Origin of the sequence: Streptomyces sp. NBC_01446, assembly GCF_026340095.1 — a bacterium.
Classification (GTDB): domain Bacteria; phylum Actinomycetota; class Actinomycetes; order Streptomycetales; family Streptomycetaceae; genus Streptomyces; species Streptomyces aureus.
This window is the reverse complement of sequence record NZ_JAPEPO010000002.1, coordinates 514,780-531,451: the sequence shown is the minus strand read 5'-3', so window position 1 is coordinate 531,451 and position 16,672 is coordinate 514,780. Positions and strand designations below refer to the sequence as shown.

At 68.6% G+C, this 16,672-nt stretch carries 15 protein-coding genes and 1 pseudogene; 9 read left to right on the top strand and 7 right to left on the bottom strand.

The window, feature by feature from the left end; all coding sequences use genetic code 11:
• Nucleotides 1-271: 271 nt before the first annotated feature.
• A complete protein-coding gene (locus OG456_RS40015; RefSeq protein ID WP_266569992.1) occupies nucleotides 272-901 on the bottom strand; it encodes a sigma-70 family RNA polymerase sigma factor in 630 nt (209 codons plus the stop codon).
• 507 nt (nucleotides 902-1,408) lie between these two features.
• Here OG456_RS40015 and OG456_RS40010 point away from each other — a divergent pair.
• Nucleotides 1,409-2,449 carry a MerR family transcriptional regulator gene (locus tag OG456_RS40010; RefSeq protein ID WP_266569991.1) on the top strand — a complete coding sequence of 347 codons (1,041 nt, stop codon included), beginning with the start codon at nucleotides 1,409-1,411 and terminating at the stop codon, nucleotides 2,447-2,449.
• 199 nt (nucleotides 2,450-2,648) lie between these two features.
• Here the strand turns inward: OG456_RS40010 and OG456_RS40005 are convergent, their stop codons facing one another.
• The 3 genes from OG456_RS40005 to OG456_RS39995 form a co-directional block, all read right to left on the bottom strand.
• On the bottom strand, nucleotides 2,649-2,828 hold the full coding sequence (locus tag OG456_RS40005) for a DUF6480 family protein (RefSeq protein ID WP_266569990.1): 180 nt from the start codon (nucleotides 2,826-2,828) through the stop codon (nucleotides 2,649-2,651).
• 610 nt (nucleotides 2,829-3,438) lie between these two features.
• Nucleotides 3,439-3,843, bottom strand: coding sequence for a DUF6303 family protein (locus OG456_RS40000; RefSeq protein ID WP_266569989.1), 405 nt, complete (start codon nucleotides 3,841-3,843; stop codon nucleotides 3,439-3,441).
• A gap of 229 nt (nucleotides 3,844-4,072) precedes the next feature.
• Complete coding sequence (locus tag OG456_RS39995) at nucleotides 4,073-4,483, bottom strand: ATP-binding protein (RefSeq protein ID WP_266569988.1); 411 nt, start codon at nucleotides 4,481-4,483, stop codon at nucleotides 4,073-4,075.
• A 358-nt stretch (nucleotides 4,484-4,841) separates the two neighbouring features.
• Here OG456_RS39995 and OG456_RS39990 point away from each other — a divergent pair, with 358 nt between their 5' ends.
• The 4 genes from OG456_RS39990 to OG456_RS39975 all read left to right on the top strand — a co-directional run bounded on the left by OG456_RS39990 (nucleotide 4,842) and on the right by OG456_RS39975 (nucleotide 7,409).
• Nucleotides 4,842-5,207, top strand: a complete 366-nt coding sequence (locus tag OG456_RS39990; protein WP_266569987.1) for a PRC-barrel domain containing protein — start codon at nucleotides 4,842-4,844, stop codon at nucleotides 5,205-5,207.
• Nucleotides 5,208-5,480: 273 nt separating this feature from the next.
• Complete coding sequence (locus OG456_RS39985; protein WP_266569986.1) at nucleotides 5,481-5,897, top strand: ATP-binding protein; 417 nt, start codon at nucleotides 5,481-5,483, stop codon at nucleotides 5,895-5,897.
• A gap of 115 nt (nucleotides 5,898-6,012) precedes the next feature.
• Entirely contained in the window at nucleotides 6,013-6,390 is a 378-nt protein-coding gene (locus tag OG456_RS39980) for a DUF3662 domain-containing protein (protein ID WP_266569985.1), read from the top strand.
• A 113-nt stretch (nucleotides 6,391-6,503) separates the two neighbouring features.
• Entirely contained in the window at nucleotides 6,504-7,409 is a 906-nt protein-coding gene (locus tag OG456_RS39975) for an RNA polymerase sigma factor SigF (protein WP_266569984.1), read from the top strand.
• 101 nt (nucleotides 7,410-7,510) lie between these two features.
• Here OG456_RS39975 and OG456_RS39970 read toward each other — a convergent pair whose 3' ends face one another.
• Complete coding sequence (locus OG456_RS39970; RefSeq protein WP_266569983.1) at nucleotides 7,511-7,717, bottom strand: hypothetical protein; 207 nt, start codon at nucleotides 7,715-7,717, stop codon at nucleotides 7,511-7,513.
• A gap of 171 nt (nucleotides 7,718-7,888) precedes the next feature.
• Nucleotides 7,889-9,982 carry a SpoIIE family protein phosphatase gene (locus tag OG456_RS39965; RefSeq protein ID WP_266569982.1) on the bottom strand — a complete coding sequence of 698 codons (2,094 nt, stop codon included), beginning with the start codon at nucleotides 9,980-9,982 and terminating at the stop codon, nucleotides 7,889-7,891.
• 915 nt (nucleotides 9,983-10,897) lie between these two features.
• Between OG456_RS39965 and OG456_RS39960 the strand changes: the two genes are divergently transcribed.
• Both OG456_RS39960 and OG456_RS39955 read left to right on the top strand, forming a co-directional pair.
• Nucleotides 10,898-11,191 carry a hypothetical protein gene (locus OG456_RS39960; RefSeq protein ID WP_266569981.1) on the top strand — a complete coding sequence of 98 codons (294 nt, stop codon included), beginning with the start codon at nucleotides 10,898-10,900 and terminating at the stop codon, nucleotides 11,189-11,191.
• A gap of 720 nt (nucleotides 11,192-11,911) precedes the next feature.
• On the top strand, nucleotides 11,912-14,692 hold the full coding sequence (locus tag OG456_RS39955; RefSeq protein WP_266569980.1) for a SpoIIE family protein phosphatase: 2,781 nt from the start codon (nucleotides 11,912-11,914) through the stop codon (nucleotides 14,690-14,692).
• 121 nt (nucleotides 14,693-14,813) lie between these two features.
• Here the strand turns inward: OG456_RS39955 and OG456_RS39950 are convergent.
• A pseudogene (locus OG456_RS39950) lies at nucleotides 14,814-15,101 on the bottom strand (helix-turn-helix domain-containing protein); the annotation flags it as partial.
• A gap of 98 nt (nucleotides 15,102-15,199) precedes the next feature.
• On the opposite strand from OG456_RS39950, the gene OG456_RS39945 reads away from it, so the two are divergent.
• Nucleotides 15,200-15,835 (top strand): MFS transporter, encoded by a 636-nt coding sequence (locus OG456_RS39945; protein WP_323136440.1) that lies wholly within the window; start codon nucleotides 15,200-15,202, stop codon nucleotides 15,833-15,835.
• The gene (locus OG456_RS39940; protein ID WP_266569977.1) at nucleotides 15,832-16,515 is read left to right on the top strand and encodes an MFS transporter; all 684 of its coding nucleotides are present in this window, start codon (nucleotides 15,832-15,834) and stop codon (nucleotides 16,513-16,515) included. The genes OG456_RS39945 and OG456_RS39940 overlap by 4 nt, the downstream gene beginning before the upstream one ends.
• Nucleotides 16,516-16,672 lie beyond the last annotated feature (157 nt).

Below are 16,672 nucleotides of genomic sequence, written 5' to 3'. Positions count from 1 at the left end.
GAGTGGGTCTTCACTGCGCTGGTGGCCGAGGCCGACGCCGATGGAGACCTGGACCGGGTCGTCTCGGTGGACTCCACGATCGTGCGGGCACAGAGCACGCGGCCGGGGTCCGTAGAAGGGGGCCCGGTCGGCGAACCGGCCGACCACGCCATCGGCCGGTCCCGAGTTGGGCTGACCACCGAGGTTCCCCTTGAGGCCGACTCCCGTTGTCGGCCTCTCGTGTTCGTTCTCACCAGAATTGGCTCACTCGTGGTGATCCAAACGAGACCGCCTAGCCGGCCTCCGGTGTCAGTGAGAACGCGTCAGTGGCGACAAGCCGCTGACGCAACCGGTTCAGACCGCGCCTGGAGTGGCTTTTGACGGTACCCAGGGGCCATCCCGTGACCTCGGCGATCTGGGTGTGCGTGAGGTCGTTGTAGAAGGCCAGTTGCAGGACGCGCCGCTGCGGTGCCGGCAGTAGCGTCAGTTCGTGTCTGACTACGACCTGGTCAAGGACCTGTCGTGTCATGTTGTCGGAAGGCAGGGCCGCCAGGCTCAGCGATGTCTTCGCCGCCGAGGCCAGGGTGGCCAGGCGCGTCCGCGCGGTGAGGGCATCTGCAATCTTGCGCCGCGTGATGCCCACGACCCATCCGGCGAAGGCGCCGCGCTGCGGGTTGTATCCCGCACGCCCGCGCCACACCGCCAGGAAGACCTGCTGCGTGACGTCCTCGGCCTCACGAGAGTCGCCCAGAGACCGGTAGGCCAGGGTGTGGACAAGGGTGCTCCAGCGGCGGTAAGCAGCCTCGAGGAACGCTTCCTCCCCACGCTGCAGCCCTGCCGCGACTTCCTCGTCGGCCAGCGATTCTTCGATGGGTGCCCACAGATCGTGCTCGTGCGTCTGCGGGGTGCTTTGAGCGCGCATGGGGCCGGGCCCTTCCGTCGCCGATCAAGTGGTCTTCACTCTGGCGAGTTCGGGGACGTCAAATCGAGTCGCATCGAAAGTGCATCGATTAAGGTCACTCCGGCATGCGTCTACAGGTGCCTGCGGATCTTCTCCCAGACGCGGGCGGGTGGCTGCACCGACTCCGTTGCCGCTGCACGGCCTGCCTCCAAGACGCGCAAGAACGAGTCCAGGGCTGAGCGGCACGCCCGGCAGTCCCGCAGATGGAGTTCTGTCGGCGTGGGCGTCTCATCGCCCAGGGCGATGAGCGCGAGGTCCCTGGGGGAAGGGTGACGGATCTGAGACGTGGCTGACATCGGTCACCTCTGGCGGCAAGGTTTTGCGGAGCGCACCGGATCTGCGGGACGGGAAGGCTGTGTCACCGAGCGTTCAGGCTGCCGGGGCTTCTCAGATGCAGCCGCTGTCATCCGTCACGTCAGACCGCCCTTCTGCCGAGACGCATTGATTACGCGTCGATATGCTGGAGTCATGGCTTCCGACGGCAGTCTCACACCGCCCCTCCGCGGCTCAGAGCCTCCTGACGCCTCCATCACGTCAGGAGCGCTGGCCCGTCGGCTGGGTATTTCGCCCACGACCTTGCGGTCGTGGGACCAGCGCTACAGTCTCGGACCCGCCCAGCGCCGGCGCGGCCACCACCGCCGCTGGTCTCCGCAGGACGTCGCCATGGTCGAGGAGATGTGCAGCCTGACGGCCTCCGGGATCTCCCCGGCCGAAGCAGCACGCAGCGCAAAAAAGCGCGCTCATGCTGCCGCGCCACAAGGACAGGGAGAGCGGCCCGTTCTCCCCAGGTCTGCTACCGCAACACGTACTTCCGGCAAGGCCGGTAGCCGCGGCTCACCCGGCCTGCCGCTCGGCGCGGTGCGCGCCGAATGCCGTGGCCTCGCCCGGGCCGCCCTCCGCCTCGAATCCGTCGGGATCCAGGAGCAGTTGAACACTTTCGTCCAGGAACACGGAGTGGTCGCGGCATGGGAAGAACTCATGATGCCGACACTGCATGCCGTCGGCCGTAAATGGGAGACTTCCGGCGACCGCTACGTCGAGGTCGAACACCTCTTGTCCTGGCACGTGTCGACCGCCCTGCGCAACGCACAGCTGCTCCTGGGGCTTGGCGAGACGCGCAAGGGCAGCCCTCCAGTGCTGTTGGCCTGCGTCCCCGGCGAACAGCACACCTTGCCGCTCGAAGCCGTCCACGCCGCCCTGCTGCAGCGCAGTCGTCCCGTGCGCATGCTCGGTGCCGCCGTCCCCGCCGAGGCACTGATCGCGGCGGTCCTGCGTACGGGGCCGGCGGCTGTGGTGCTCTGGTCGCAGACCCGTTCTCTGGCCAGCACCCCGCTTGCTCTCCATCTCCTGGGAATGGGGTGGGGAGTCAGCGGTGCACGGCAACAGGCTGCTCTCGTGCTGGCGGGACCGGGCTGGAGAGGGGCCAGGATCGAGGGAGCGGTTCAGCCCCAGGGCCTGCGCGAGGCCATGGCCCTTCTGGCGCCGGAGTCCTCGGACTTGTCCGAGTAGCAGCCTGCGCCCCCAGACGCCTTCTGTCCCTCATCCGCAGGCCAGCGGCCCGTCCTGCCCCGCCGTCGTTGCCGTCATCACCGCAGAGAACCAGAACTACTGCGCCCGTCCGGCTCGGCGCACAGACCTGCGCCTTGAGCCGGCGGTCGTAAGCGAGCAGGCTCGACCGCTGACTGCCGGAGCGGCCCGACGAGCGTGGTCACATACCCCAGATACGTGCCAGGAAGTAGCCGGCCACCAGCACTGATCCGAGCGCGATGAGGGATACCCAGAAATAGGGGTGCTCCCAGATGCCACCATCGGCCCGTTCTTGATGTGCTTCAGCGATCGACCCCTCCGCCGGCGGCGTTTCTGTCGGCGGGACGAGTGGGTGAGTCATGCTTTAACGGTCCCTCGTACGCCGCCGGTTCGCACGTCGAACGGACTCGGGCACGGAGTGGAGCTGATCGAAGTCCCAGGGGAAGGCCCGCCATACGTGGTTCATGGCTCTCAGCAGTCGAGCGGCTGCCGAGAGTCGTGCCGACAGCCGTGGCAGATAGGGAGAGGAGTAGGCCACCGCGTGGCGGCGTCAGACCCGGCACATGGCCAGGCGCCGACTACCCATCGATGCGAGCGACGCAACAATCCGTAACGCAGAAAAGCTTCTAATGTCGCAGAACACCTCATGACCGTGAACGCACACGTCCTCAAGAACGCGTCGCTGCTTGCCGCCGTCGGTGCGGCCGTGCGCCTCGTAGCCGGCCGAGCCGCGCAGCCGCATCATGCGACAGCGACGACTAGCGTGCGCCCGTCACCTGCCCGTTGCGGATGGTGCCGGTGCGCTCTTCTTCTCCCACGGCCGACGGAGGCCGACCTCTGGCGGCGGGCGAGCTGCAGCTGGATGTGAGCCCGGTGATCGGCGGCCGTAGGCCATCTGCGGCACGGGTGCGCGGCGTGCTGTGCACCGCTGCCCGGTCACAGGCGAGTGCATGGCGCGAACGCCACGGTGCTCATTTGATCTCCGGCATGCTGATGGGCTGAACTTCGGTGTGTGCCATCAGTTGTACGGCTGTGTGGTCTCCGTCCTGGCACTCGGCCCACTCCCAATAGTGGCAATCGGGTCCGGGGCCCGTCTGGACGTAGCCCAGGTCTGCGAGCGCCCGTCCGCGTGCGCGCAGGGTGGGGGCTTCGGTGCCGGGCAGGTTCATCGAGGGCCACTCATCGGCCGGGACCCCGTACAGGACTACCGCGATCTCCCAGTTCGCGTCGCCTGGTGAGTGGGTCAGTTGGGCGCGGGTGAAGTGGCCCTGGGTGGTCGGGTCCGTCTGGGGCCCTGGCAGTTCGGGCCGCGGGTCAAGAGCGTCTGCCGTGGCGTCGTGGGGATCGGTGAACGGAGTAGGGGATTCGGAAGTCACGAGTTCTCCTCACTGCAGGTTCATGGTCGTGTGCCAGGAGCCCTCACCGAGGGGGCACGGTGGCGCGACTTCGGGGATCGCCGACCAATGGCGGCGGGCCCGCTCCCGGCGATGTCTTGAACACGCGTGCCGGGCCGGCTCTCACGTGAACAGTCTGCCTGGCTGTGCCTCCCGGCCAAGTGCCGGACGGGGGCTCGGCAGGCAGGATCTGAGGTCGTGGGATCGCCGCTCAGCGGGGGACTGTGGCATGGATCGATTTGCCGCCGCCGGGCTGGGTGTGGACGGTGAGCGTTCGGGCCAGGCGGCGGATCATGGGCCAGCCGATGCCCCCGGCGCCACCGGACAGGTCAGGACTACGGTCCTGGGGATGCGCGGGGCTGGGATCGTCGACGGTGACGTGGATGTCCCGCCGGTCGGCGCTCAGGTGAAGTGCCGTCACGGTGCCTGCGTGGCGCCGGGCGTTGGTGACGAGTTCTGAGACGAGCAGGAGCAGGTCCTGGGCAGTCGGCGTCGGGGGAGCGGGGTGGAGGCAGGCCAGGAAGCCGCTCGCCTCGTCACGGGCGTCGGCCGCCTTCTGCGGGCGGCTGAGGGCCTCGGCCGGGTAGGCCTGGTGGTCTTCGACCGTTGGTGGGTGCTGCATGGGCTTCACCCCTAGGGAGGACTTCGCTTCGGCTGCTGTTACACAGCGCATCTACCCCGCGGGAGCGCGATGAAAATGATGCGTATTCCGTGGGTGGTTAGGAGCCATCGCCGGCGGTCGTACGTGTTGGTGAATTCGCAGGTAGGCGGCCTTTAAGGCTTCTAGCGGTGCGCTCACCCCAGGCCGAGGCAGAACTCGTCTGGCCTACCGGAGAGTGCTCTGCTGTATGACGGTCTGTGACCTGGGTACCGGGAGTGGTGCGCGGGGACGTTCCGCGACCGGCGGTCGACTTCACTGTCGCAGTCGGCCCCCACGGCCCCGCCAAGGGCGAGAACAGCTCAGAGAAAGGAAGCGCCTCATGCAGAGCGTCTGGGCCTACCCGGCAGGCATCGGCTATCAGGGACAGGAGCAGGCGGCGTTGACGGGATTCACCCTCACGGCGCCCGACGGGATCGTCGGCCAGGTGGAACGTCAGGTGGATGAGTCCGGCATGCAACACCTGGTCGTCGATACAGGTGTGTGGGTGTTCGGCAAAAGCGTCCTGATTCCGGCCGGCATCGTTGTCGCCATCGATACGGGGGCCCAGACCGTGGCGGTCATTCACACCAGGGACGAGATCAAGGCCGCGCCCCGTTTCACCCTCGACAGCCAGACCACCGAGCCGGCCTACCTCACCGAAGTGGGCAACTACTACGCCACGTTGGAGCGGTCAGCCCCTCTGTGAACGCACGCGGCGGCGCGAGCATGTGTCGGCGCTGCAACACATGCGGCCCCCTCCGGGCGCGCCAGGGTCCACGACTTCTTCAGGATCGAGACTGATCGCCTCAGCAGGACGCCGCCCTCCTACGAGGCTTGCCCTGCCGACAGTTGGTGGCTCAGCGGCACGACTTCGTGGTCCTGAGTCTGCGTGCCCGGAGTGCTGACGTTAGCGATCGCCAAGTGGGGGCAGAAGGTCCGTTGCTGCCAGATCAGCCTATTCTCGACGGGGGGTTCGGACATGAGTCAGGAGCCATGGGAGGTGGGTGAGTGTCGGTCCGACGAAGGCCAGCGGCCGGTGCCACCACAGATCACAGCGACTCAAGCGCGTCACGCAACGCGCGAATTCTTCTGCGGCCTTGTTCCCGCTCCCTCTCAAGAGCGGGTCGAGAGCGCCATTCTCGTGGTCTCTGAACTCGTTGCGAATGCGTTCCGGCATGCAGGAGGCGTTACCGGACTTCATCTGGCTGCGGACCGTGACGTCGTGGAGATCGCCGTGCGCGACCCCAGCCCCGCGTTCCCGCGCGAACGTCCCCCTGACCTCGACGGCTACGAGGGCGGGTTCGGCTGGCCCCTCGTTCGCACGCTTGCGCGCACCGTCACCGTCCGTCCCTCCCACAAGGGTGGCAAGGTCATCAGCGCTGTCCTCGATCGCTGACAGCCGCCCCGGACTGCGTTGAGGCCCACTCCTCAGCGCAACCCTTTTGGCCGCACATGATCCGAGTGAGGTCGGGCAGCCGTCGGCGATGGGAAAGATGGGCAACGTCGAAAGAATGATGGAGAAGTGGGCCGCAGAGCTGGTGGACCGAGTCTTCCGGCCGAAGCGGGAGAGCGTGGAGGTCGTGTCGACTCTCCGGCGTGAATGCGACGACAACATCATGATTCTGGGACGGGGACGCACTCTCGTTCCCAATGCCTTCACCGTCGCGCTCCCTCAGGCCAGTCATCGTGAACTCGGCTCGCATGCGTACCAGTTGGGGCCGGTGCTGGCCGCGAAGGTGCGAGATCACGCCGCCTCGCACAGCTACGTCTTCGCCGGACCGGTGACAGTCACGCTGGAGCCCGACCCGACGGTGGACACGGGGGGATACCGCATCCAGAGCTCGATCGTTCCGGCAGGCCGGGACCGGCCCCCGTTGACTACTGGTTGATGACACTCAGGTACCTGCCGACTTGTGCATGAGTCAAAACTTCCGCTCTAGGAATGCATGGTGACGTCATGTCTGGGCAGGTGGTGGGCTCGAACCGATCCGGGAGTGTGATCATGGCAGTCCAGTCGCAGGCGAGGAACGCGGAGGGCACGGAGCACGTCCAGGCACCGGCACGGCTGGAGGCGCAGGCCGATGCGGGCGAGCTGCCCTGGATCGAGGACGCGGGGAAGGTCGCTCCGAAGGACGCGCGGAAACTGTCGAAGCTGTTCTTCGACCAGCTTCAACTCCTGGAAGAGGGCACCCGCGAGCATCAGTACGCCCGGAACACACTCATCGAGATGAACCTGTCGCTCGTACGGTTCGCCGGGCGCCGGTTCATGAACCGTGGCGACAGTGACATGGAGGACATCGTCCAGGTCGGAACCATCGGTCTGATCAAGGCGATCGACCGGTTCGACCTGTCCCGCGAGGTCGAGTTCTCCACCTTCGCCATTCCGTACGTCGTCGGCGAGATCAAGCGGTACTTCCGCGACACGACCTGGGCGGTCCACGTGCCCCGGCGGCTCCAGGAGCTGCGGGTCGACATCGCCAAGGCCAAAGAGGAACTCGCAGTCGTCCTGGACCGTGACCCTACGGTCAAGGAACTCGCCGAGCACATGGAACTGAGCGAGGACGAGGTCATCGAGGGCATCGTCGCCGCGAACGGCTATACCGCCGGCTCCCTGGACATGCCCGCCGACGGCGGCGAGGCGGGACAGGCCCAGGTTCAGGGCCGTACGCTGGCCGACTGCATCGGTGAGCCCGACGTCGGCATGGAGACCGTCGAGGACTTGCACTGCCTGAACCCTCTTCTGGACCGTCTTACGGACCGGGAGCGCCACATCATCGAGATGCGGTTCGGGCAGGAGATGACTCAGAGCCAGATCGGCGAGATGCTCGGCGTCTCCCAGATGCAGGTATCCCGCCTCCTGAGCCGCACACTCGCCAAACTGCGGACCGGCATGCTCGCGGACGGCTGATCCTCGCACCCCAGGGTGGACCGCAGGCGTGCATCGCGCACTTCCTTTGCCGCGTTCGCCCCCACAAGGGTTCGCGGCCTCAGCTGGAGACTCCGTGGCGGTCATGGACGCGGCAGGGAAGAGGGGATGGCCAGGCGCGCACGAGAGGTGATGGAGAGGTCTTTTCGGCTGTCGCGGTCGCCGGCCCGGATCGGGGTCGGCATCGCCGCGGAGAAGATGCCGTTGCCCAGGCCGAGCAGGCCCATGATGCCGAACATCAGCCACAGCTGACTGCGGACCACCGCGAAGACCGCCAGTGCCGCCAGCACGGCCGTGCCACCTGTGGCCAGGATCGTCGCCGAGGAAAGTCGCTTGCGCGGCGCCGGCACCAACGCCGACGAAACCCAGCAGGGAGGACGGCACCGGAACCAAAACTGCGATGAACACGGCCGGCGGGCGGAAGGGCGCGGGCTTTGTTCAGTCGGCCCGGGGGCGTTGGGTCACGTGGGGCGTGGGTGTCGTTGGGGGACATCGGGTGTGGCTTGTGCGATGAGGAGGGCAACGTCGTCGTGGTCGTCCCTGTCCCGCAGGACGTCAACGAGCCATCGGCAGGTTTCGTCGAGCGGTCTGCGGGGTTCTTCGAGGGTGCGCAGCAGGGTGTTGAGGCGCTCGTCGATGGGTTGGTGGCGGGTTTCGACGAGGCCGTCGGTGTAGAGGACGATGCGGTCGCCGGGATTCAGGTCGAACGTGGTGGTGTGGAAGGGGACGCCGCCGACGCCGAGGGGTGCGCCCGGGGCCAGCTCGAGGAGCTGCGGGAGCCGTCCGGATGATGCGAGGACGGGCGGGAGGTGCCCGGCGTTCGCGATGTGACACCTGTGGGTGTGAGGGTCGTAGGTGGCGTAGATGCAGGTGGCGATGTAGTGCTCGAGCTCGCACGTGATCTTGTCGAGGTGGCGAAGAACCTCGGCGGGAGCAAGGTCGAGGTCGGCGAAGGCAGACGTGGCGGTGCGTAGACGGCCCATGGTGGCGGCGGCGTCAATGCCGTTGCCCATGACGTCACCGATCACCAGCGCGGTCTTGTCGTGGGCAAGGGGGATGACGTCGTACCAGTCGCCTCCGACCTCGCTGGATGCTTGGGCGGGCTGGTAGAAGGAGGCGAGGTTCAGGCCGGTGGGCTGTGGAAGCTCGCCGGGCAGGAGGCTTCGCTGGAGGGTTTCGGCGGTGCTGCGGACGCTCTGGTACAAGCGGGCGTTGTCGATGGCGACCCCCGCGCGGGCAGCCAGGTCAACTGCGAGCAGCACATCGTCCTCATCGAACGGGAGCTGGTTGCGCGCCCGCAGCAGACCAAAAGCGCCGAGGACCTCATTGCGGGCGATCAGCGGGACCACGAGGTAGGAGTGCACGTCTGCCTGGGCGAAGACTGCCGCGCTGTCGGCGCTGAGGGCGATGCGTTCCAGATCCTCCTGTCCGGAATGGGCGACGACGGGCCGACCGGTGTGAACGCATTGGGTGATCAGTCGGTCCGCACCGTACGGGGTGCGGTCGACGGCCTGCAGCGCAGCTGCGGCTGGAGTGGGATAGGCGGCGGCCACGGCGAGCGGGCGAAACAGCTCCGGTCCCTCGGAGCGGGAGGTGCGGCGCGGGGCCGGCGCGGTGTCAAGGACATCGACCGACGCGATGTCGGCCAGGTCTGGCACCGCCACCTTCACCAGTTCCTGGGCGGTGTGCTCAACCTCCAGGGTCGTGCCGACGCGGGCGGACGCTTCGGCGATCATGGTCAGGCGGTGGCGGGCCTGGTCCGCCTCGGCAGCGGCCCGATGGCGTTCGCTGACGTCGATGACCGAGTGCGCCACACCGATCACCCGCCCGCCGGAGTCTTCGAGCCGGTAGTGCGACACCGACCAAGCGTGATCGTGGTCCGGATCGGCGAGGGTGCGGCCGACGGTGTACTGGTCGATCAGGGGGGTGCCGGCAAGCAGCACCCGGCGCATCGCGGACTCGATAGAGTCGACGTCGAGGGACGTGAGGATGTCGTGCGGGTACCGGCCGAGGTGATCGGCCGCCGGGATACCGTTGATGCGCTCCAGCTCCGGGTTGACCATCACATAGCGCAGTTTCGTGTCCAGCAGGGCGATGCCGATGGGGGCCTGCGAGACCAGGCGCTGTGACAGGGCCAGGTCGGTCTCCACCCGCTGCAGTGTGCTCTGGTCGGCGGCGATGCCCAGGGCGTAGATGTCGCCGAGGTCATCCACCAGGCGCATGTTGCGGAACTCGACCAGGCGCGTGCTGCCGTCCTTGTGCCGGATCGGGAAGGCGCCCGCCCAGCTCTCACCGGTCCCCATCACCTCGGCGAACAGCCTGATCACCAGGTCCCGCTGCTCCTCGTGGACCAGCAGACGTGCCGCGTACCGGCCCAGAGCCTCTTCGGCCGCGTAGCCGAACACCTCATCGGCCTGTGGGCTCCAGAACACGATCCGTCCAGAGTCGTCCAGCACGACCGCAGCCACGTTGAGCAGATCGAGCAACCCTCCCGGCGGCGCCGCGCCCGCCCCGCCGTCCCCCTCCCGGTCCGGGCGTGGCTCGTGTACATCCATCCTGGAGAGCTCCCTCCTCAGCGCAAGCCCGCTCAGGACGCGTGCCGGTTGAGGCCTTCTCTTCCATGCTGCTCCCGGAACCCTGTGTGCACGATCCGGCAGCACGCCGACGCCCGTGTGCGCCGCACCGCCTGTGCCAGCCGGGTCGCCTCGACCACGAAGGCAGGTCGAGCAGCTCGTCCTGGTGGACATCGACACGGACCCCGGGCCCCCCGTGCTCGATCCTCCTCGCCGCAGCCAGCGACGGCGCTTCGCTGCGTCTCCACCGTGATGTCTCACACCGCCTCAGTCGGCCCCTGCTCTGCGGAGACCTGAAGATCATCGATCGGCTCGCCGCCGAACGGACGCAACTCCACCGCCGGTGGTTAACTGGACCTACGGTCCGCTGGCGCCGCGCCTGTGGGCCTACGGTCTGCTGGCGCCGCGCCGGTGGGCCGCTGCCCACGAGCCCGAGCGCGGCGAGTTTGTCGGCGGCGGTTTTGGCGCCGGGTCTCGATGTTCGACAGCCGGACCCCGAGTTTGACGTCGGTCGTTTCCTTCAGCATCCCTGCGGTCGCGGGATGAACGGGCGTGTGGCGACTGCAGCGCTCCGAGCGCACGCATCCGTGAGGCATCCTTTGCGCAGCCGCCCGGACTTCCACATTGCCGCACGGCATGGGAAGGCGGATTCCTGATCCCGTCGCGGGCTGCTCACGAGGGCGGACCCGCAATTAGGACAAATGTCCCTACCCATGCGCAACAGGGGCGGAACACAATGGACGACGAGCACGCCAGGAGGTGGGCCGGACAGCGAGTCCCGTACTCGCGATGGTCTCGTGGCCCACTCCGAGGGCGCGTACTCCAGGAGTACGCGGCACAGCGGAGTGCGGCCGAGTTGTGAGCCGCGCACGGCACCGAGGCGAGGAGGCTGACGTTATGGCCTGGGCATCATGGACCACCCCCGGGATCTTCACCGGCCGGGGTGGCGTCTGTACCGACGAGGCGGGGGTCGTCACGGGCGACGTGACCGTCCACACCACCTGGGACGGCCAGGAGGCCGATGTGTCGGTCCAGTACACCGGAACCTTGGAATGGTTCACCGTCACTGGCAGTCCGGTGCCCTGCCGGACGGAGCGGCACAGCCGGGATCTGCACCAAGCGGTGATCGAAGGAATCAAGGCAGGCAACGGCGCCACGATTCCCCGGCTCCACGTCGCCGCCGTGCCGTAGTCGTCCGATCTGGAGTTGTTCGACCAGGGTCCGCCCGCTGCGTGCCGTGGTCGATGTGGGTGCACGCTCCCAGCCGCCGCAATTGCTCCCATGAGGCTCTGGCGGACTCGGAGCGCTGTGCGCGCTGGCCGCCCCTGTGCGAGCCGCGCGACGTTCGTGGGCGCTTTCCCGCGATCGGCGAGGACCGGACGTTCCGGCTGGACCGCATCACCGACGCGCGGACCCTGCCCGGCTCCTTCGAACCGCTCGCCGACCTCGACCCGGCGCGCCCCGTCGAGGATCGCGACGGCTCCGCATCGCCACGAGGCGGCCGTGTGCGTCCAGGGGACGGCCGAGCACATCCGTTCGTGATTCCCTGCCGGCGTCGCGACCGTGGAGGAGCTGCTCTCCTCGCACAGCGTGGAGGGGGACCCCGAGCCCTGGTTCCGCGTTTCGCTGCGGGTGGAGCCGCTCGACGGGCTGCCCCGTAGTGCTCGTGTCCCTCGACCGGCCGTTCGTCATCGAGCGGCCCGAATAAGTGAGGGAACCGGTCGAGGCGCTCGCCGCCCGGCTGGACGATCAGGCCCCTCGGAGACCGCCTCAGGTGCGAGGTATCGGGCCCCCGCGCCCCTGGCAGGCTGTCAGAGGCCGGGTCCGTCCCCGTCGCACGCGTCCCGCGATGCGGTGCCCTGGGCGGTGCGGCCTGTGGCCGGTCAGGATCGCCAGTGCTAGAAAGGTCACATGGCGAATCGTTTCGCCGACTGGAGAAGCCTTTCGTTCAGGTCCCTGGTCAGCAGAAGCCCGCGGAGCGTAGCCGGGCAGGTGTTCGTCCTCCAGGTGGCGCTGGTTGTGCTGCTCGTGGCCGGCGGCGTCCTCGCCCTGGTGCTCCAGTCGGACCGGGACACCTACGCCGAGGCCAAGCGCCGCTCCGTCGCCGTGGCGCAGACGTTCGCGCACTCTCCCGGCGTCGTGGCCGCACTGGAGAGCCCCGACCCGAGCAAGATCCTCCAGCCGCTGACGGAGGCGGCGCGCAAGGCCGCGGGCGTCGACTTCATCGTGGTCCTGGACACCAAGGGCATCCGCTACACCCACCCCCTGCCGAACCTCATCGGAAAACAGTTCGTGGGCACCATCGCGCCGTCGCTCGCGGGGAAGGTGTACACGGAGAGTGTGAATGGCCCACTCGGCCGGGAGGTCCAGTCCACCGTCCCCATCGACAACGCCGACGGCAAGGTCGTGGGACTTGTCTCCGCGGGGCTGAAGGTCAAGCACGTGGCCAGTCAGGTGACCCGGCAACTGCCGATCATCCTGGGCGCCGGTGCGGGGGCACTCGTGCTGGCCACGGCGGGCACGGCACTGGTGGGCCGGCGACTGCGCCGGCAGACCCACAGCCTGGCCCCGGACGAGATGACCCGCATGTACGACCACCACGACACGGTGCTGCACTCCGTGCGCGAAGGGGTGCTGATAGTCGGGGGCGACGGGCGGCTGGTATTGGCGAACGACGAGGCCAGACGCCTGCTGGAGCTGCCCCCTGATGTCGAGGGGCAACTCGTGTCGGAGCTGTCGAGTCTCGACCCCGAGACGGCGGCGCTGCTCGTCTCCGGGCGCGAGGTCACCGACGAGGTGCTCTTCGCCGGAGACCGGCTGCTGGCGGTCAACCAGCGGCACACGGACAGCGGCGGCGGCCCCATGGGGACGGTGGTGACGCTGCGCGACTCCACCGAACTGCGGGCGGTGACCGGCAGGGCGGAGATCGCGCGGGAGCGGCTCAAGCTGCTGTACGACGCCGGACTGGCCATCGGCACCACCCTGGACGTCCTGCGCACCGCCGACGAGCTGGCGCAGGTCGCCGTCCCGCGTTTCGCCGACTTCGTCACCGTGGACCTGGCCGACGCCGTACTGCACGGTCAGGAGCCGGCCCCCACGGCGACGGACATGCGGCGGACGGCCGTGTACGGCATCCGGGACGACCACCCGCTCTACGAGGCGGGCAGGCTGATCGACTTCCTGCCGTCCACCCCCCAGGCCCGCGGCTACGGGAGCGGCCACGCCGAGCTGGTGGCCGAGTTGTCGACCGCCACGGGCTGGCACGCGCAGGACCCGGAGCGCACCAAGAGGATCATCGACTACGGCATTCACACCCTCATCGCCGCCCCGATCAAGTCCCGCGGCGTCGTGCTGGGCATGGCCAACTTCTGGCGCTCCCAGCAGCACGGGCCCTTCGACGAGGAGGATCTGTCGCTCGCCGAGGAACTGGTGGCCCGAGCAGCGGTCAGCATCGACAACGCCCGCCGCTACACCCGCGAGCACGCCCTCGCGGTGACACTCCAGCGCAGCCTGCTGCCGCGAGCGCTGCCCGAACAGAGTGCCCTCGACGTCGGCTTCCGCTACCTCCCCGCCCAGTCGGGGGTGAGCGGCGACTGGTTCGACGTGATTCCGCTGTCGGGCAGCCGGGTCGCGCTGACCGTCGGCGACGTGGTCGGCCACGGCCTGCACGCCGCCGCCACCATGGGCCGGCTGCGGACCGCGGTGCACAACTTCTCCTCGCTCGATCTGCCGCCCGACGAGTTGCTGAGCCACGTGGACGACCTCGTCGGCCGTATCGACCAGGACGAGTCGGATACGCAGAGCGCCACGGGCATCGTGGGTGCCACCTGCCTGTACGCGATCTATGATCCGGTGACGCGCCGCTGTGTCGTGGCGCGTGCCGGGCACCTGGCGCCGGCGCTGGTTCTCCCCGACGGCACCGTCACCTTCCTGGATCTGCCGACCGGGCCGCCCCTGGGTCTGGGCGGGCTGCCGTTCCAGACCGCCGAGCTGGACCTTCCGGAGGGCGCCCAGCTCGTCCTGTACACCGATGGCCTCATCGAGGACCGCAGGCGCGATCTGGACGTGGGCATGGAACTGCTGCGCCAAGCGTTGTCGGGCCACCCCGACAGGTCGCCGGAGGAGAGCTGCCAAGCAGTGCTCGACGAGCTGCTGCCCGAGCGTCCCAAGGACGACGTGGCCCTGCTGATCGCCCGTACGCGGGGACTGCCGCGTGACCGGATCGCCGACTGGGACGTGCCGCTCGACCCGGCCGCCGTCGCGGGGATGCGCGACGAGGTGGCCCGCAAGCTCGACGAGTGGAATCTGTCCGAGCTGGCCTTCAGTGTGGAGCTGGTCCTGAGCGAGCTGATCACCAACGCCATCCGTTACGGCTCCGAGCCGATCCACGTACGGCTGATCCGCGACCGTACGCTGATCGTCGAGGTCGCCGACGGCAGCAACACCTCTCCGCATTTGCGGTATGCCGCGACGATGGACGAGGGCGGCCGCGGCCTGTTCCTGGTGTCGCAGATCGCCGAGCGCTGGGGCACCCGGTACACGCCCGAGGGCAAGGTGATCTGGGCCGAACAGGCTATTCCCGAGGCCTCCGAGGTCTTGGAGGAGTCCGGCCCGGCGGCGGCTCCCATGGCGGAAGAGGCACCCGACCGGGACGGGGGGCAGGGTGAGGGGTCCCAGGGCGGCGGGGCATAGAAGACTGATGAAGAGCTTGCAGTGGGCCCCGCCTTGGCGCCGGGCGGCCCCACTGCCTGGAGCCGAACCCTTGCCAGGGGCGATCAGCTTCCTCAGGGTCCGGGGCGCGGTGAAGGGCGTTGGCGGCGCGGACGAGGTCGGCCAGGTGGGCGCGTTCGACGTCGTCGAGCTGAAGGGCTACGGCGAGGCTGCCGAGGATCTCCTCGGAGACGCTGCCGACAGTTCCGCGTTCGAGGCGGGTGTAGTAGTCGACGCTGATCGCGGCGAGCTGGGCAACCTCTGAGCGCCGCAGTCCGCTGACTTGGCGCCGCCCGCCGAAGTCGGGCAGGCCGGCCTCCTGCGGGGTGAGGCGGGCGCGGCGGCTGGTGAGGAAGTTGCGGATGTCCTCGCGGACGGTGTCGGCTGGCACGTCTTCGGCGTAGGACAAGGCTTGGGGTGGAGGTCCCTGCGAGTACCTTTCCTAGCAAGGAATCCCAGGTCAGATGAGGTGCGTGGTTCTGTGGACAGGTGACCGGTCAGCCGCCGGTACTTATCGCAGCCTGCGTCGTGCAAGGCGTCGGCGCGGCGGTGACCATGCCGACCTCGATGGCGCTGGTGCGTCAGGCGTTCCCCGACCCTGCCCGCCGGGCGCGCGCGGTGGGTGTGTGGGCCATGGGCGGCGCCGTTGCTGCCGCCGCGGGCCCGGTGCTCGGCGGTGTGCTGAGCCTGGCCTCGTGGCGGATGATCTTCTGGATCAACCTGCCGGTCGGCATCCTCACCCTGCTCCTGCTGTCCCGGACCCAGCACTCGCCGACCCGCCAGGCCCCGTTCGACTGGATCGGACAGATCACCGCGATCCTCGCCATGGGCGGCCTCACCTTCGGGGCGATCGAGGCCGGGGATGCCGGGTTCACCGCGCCCCAGGTACTGGCCTCACTCGGCGTCGCCGTCGCCGCGCTGGCCGCGTTCGTGACGGCGCAGGCCAAGGTGGTCCACCCGATGGTGCCCCTCACGCTGTTCCGCTCGCCGATCGTGGTCGTCGCCACCGGCATCGGGTTCGCCTTCATGGTCGGCTTCTACGGGCTGCCATACCTGTTCTCCCTGTACTTCCAGCAGCAGCACGGCCTGTCCGCGCTGGGCGCCGGATCGCGTTCCTGCCGATGATGCTGCTCAGCGCGCTGCTGACGCCGTTCTCCGCGCGGATCGCCGAGCGCACCGGCCCCCGCGTGCCGGTCATCGCCGGGCTGGTCCTGATCGCGGCCGGCTCGATCGCCCTCGCGCTGGTACCCGCCTCGATGCCGGTATGGGCGAGCGCGCTGCTGCTGATCCCGGTCGGCATGGCGGGCCCGCTGGTGATGCCCCCGACCACCGCCCTGCTGCTGGAACACGTGCCTGCCGAGCAGACCGGCACTGCCAGTGGCGTGTTCAACACCAGCCGCCAGATCGGCGGCGCCCTGGCTGTGGCCGTCTTCGGCGCACTGATCTGCGCCCCGGCCGGCTTCCAGCACGGACTGCGCGTCAGCCTCGCCATGGCCGCCGCCATCGCCCTCCTGGCGGCCCTGACCACCCCGCGCATGGGCGCTGCCCGACGCCGGGACGCGTGGCGCCCGGCTGTTAGGTGCCTTCGCTCCTCAGCTCGTGCACCTCACCGACGACGTCCTGATCGGCGAGGTGTGGAAGCGGCCCGACCTCGCCGCCCACGACCGCGGCACCTGAACACACGCCGATGCGGATGGGGCAATGTCGCTGTACGGCGCGAGCCCGGCGATCAGGCGATCTCGATTGCGGCGTTGGTGCCCTACGTGCCCTACGTGCCCTACGGGTCCATGCGGCCATGGAAGTAGCTTCGAGCGCACCAGCCGGCGGCGTTGGGGCTTCGGTCCGTCATCGGAATGGACCCCACCCTCATCGGATCGGACCTCACACCCCCTATCGTCTACAGTTCAGCAGACCGTCTACAGAATTGTAGTCACTGGGCGGGTGCTGCTCCGGCGCGGCAGC

Coding starts and splice junctions, on each gene's coding strand:
- OG456_RS40015 (WP_266569992.1), bottom strand. CDS start 901: ATGCGCGCTCAAAGCACCCCGCAGACGCACGAGCACGATCTGTGGGCA.
- OG456_RS40010 (WP_266569991.1), top strand. CDS start 1,409: ATGGCTTCCGACGGCAGTCTCACACCGCCCCTCCGCGGCTCAGAGCCT.
- OG456_RS40005 (WP_266569990.1), bottom strand. CDS start 2,828: ATGACTCACCCACTCGTCCCGCCGACAGAAACGCCGCCGGCGGAGGGG.
- OG456_RS39995 (WP_266569988.1), bottom strand. CDS start 4,483: ATGCAGCACCCACCAACGGTCGAAGACCACCAGGCCTACCCGGCCGAG.
- OG456_RS39990 (WP_266569987.1), top strand. CDS start 4,842: ATGCAGAGCGTCTGGGCCTACCCGGCAGGCATCGGCTATCAGGGACAG.
- OG456_RS39985 (WP_266569986.1), top strand. CDS start 5,481: ATGAGTCAGGAGCCATGGGAGGTGGGTGAGTGTCGGTCCGACGAAGGC.
- OG456_RS39980 (WP_266569985.1), top strand. CDS start 6,013: ATGATGGAGAAGTGGGCCGCAGAGCTGGTGGACCGAGTCTTCCGGCCG.
- OG456_RS39975 (WP_266569984.1), top strand. CDS start 6,504: ATGGCAGTCCAGTCGCAGGCGAGGAACGCGGAGGGCACGGAGCACGTC.
- OG456_RS39965 (WP_266569982.1), bottom strand. CDS start 9,982: ATGGATGTACACGAGCCACGCCCGGACCGGGAGGGGGACGGCGGGGCG.
- OG456_RS39960 (WP_266569981.1), top strand. CDS start 10,898: ATGGCCTGGGCATCATGGACCACCCCCGGGATCTTCACCGGCCGGGGT.
- OG456_RS39955 (WP_266569980.1), top strand. CDS start 11,912: ATGGCGAATCGTTTCGCCGACTGGAGAAGCCTTTCGTTCAGGTCCCTG.
- OG456_RS39940 (WP_266569977.1), top strand. CDS start 15,832: ATGATGCTGCTCAGCGCGCTGCTGACGCCGTTCTCCGCGCGGATCGCC.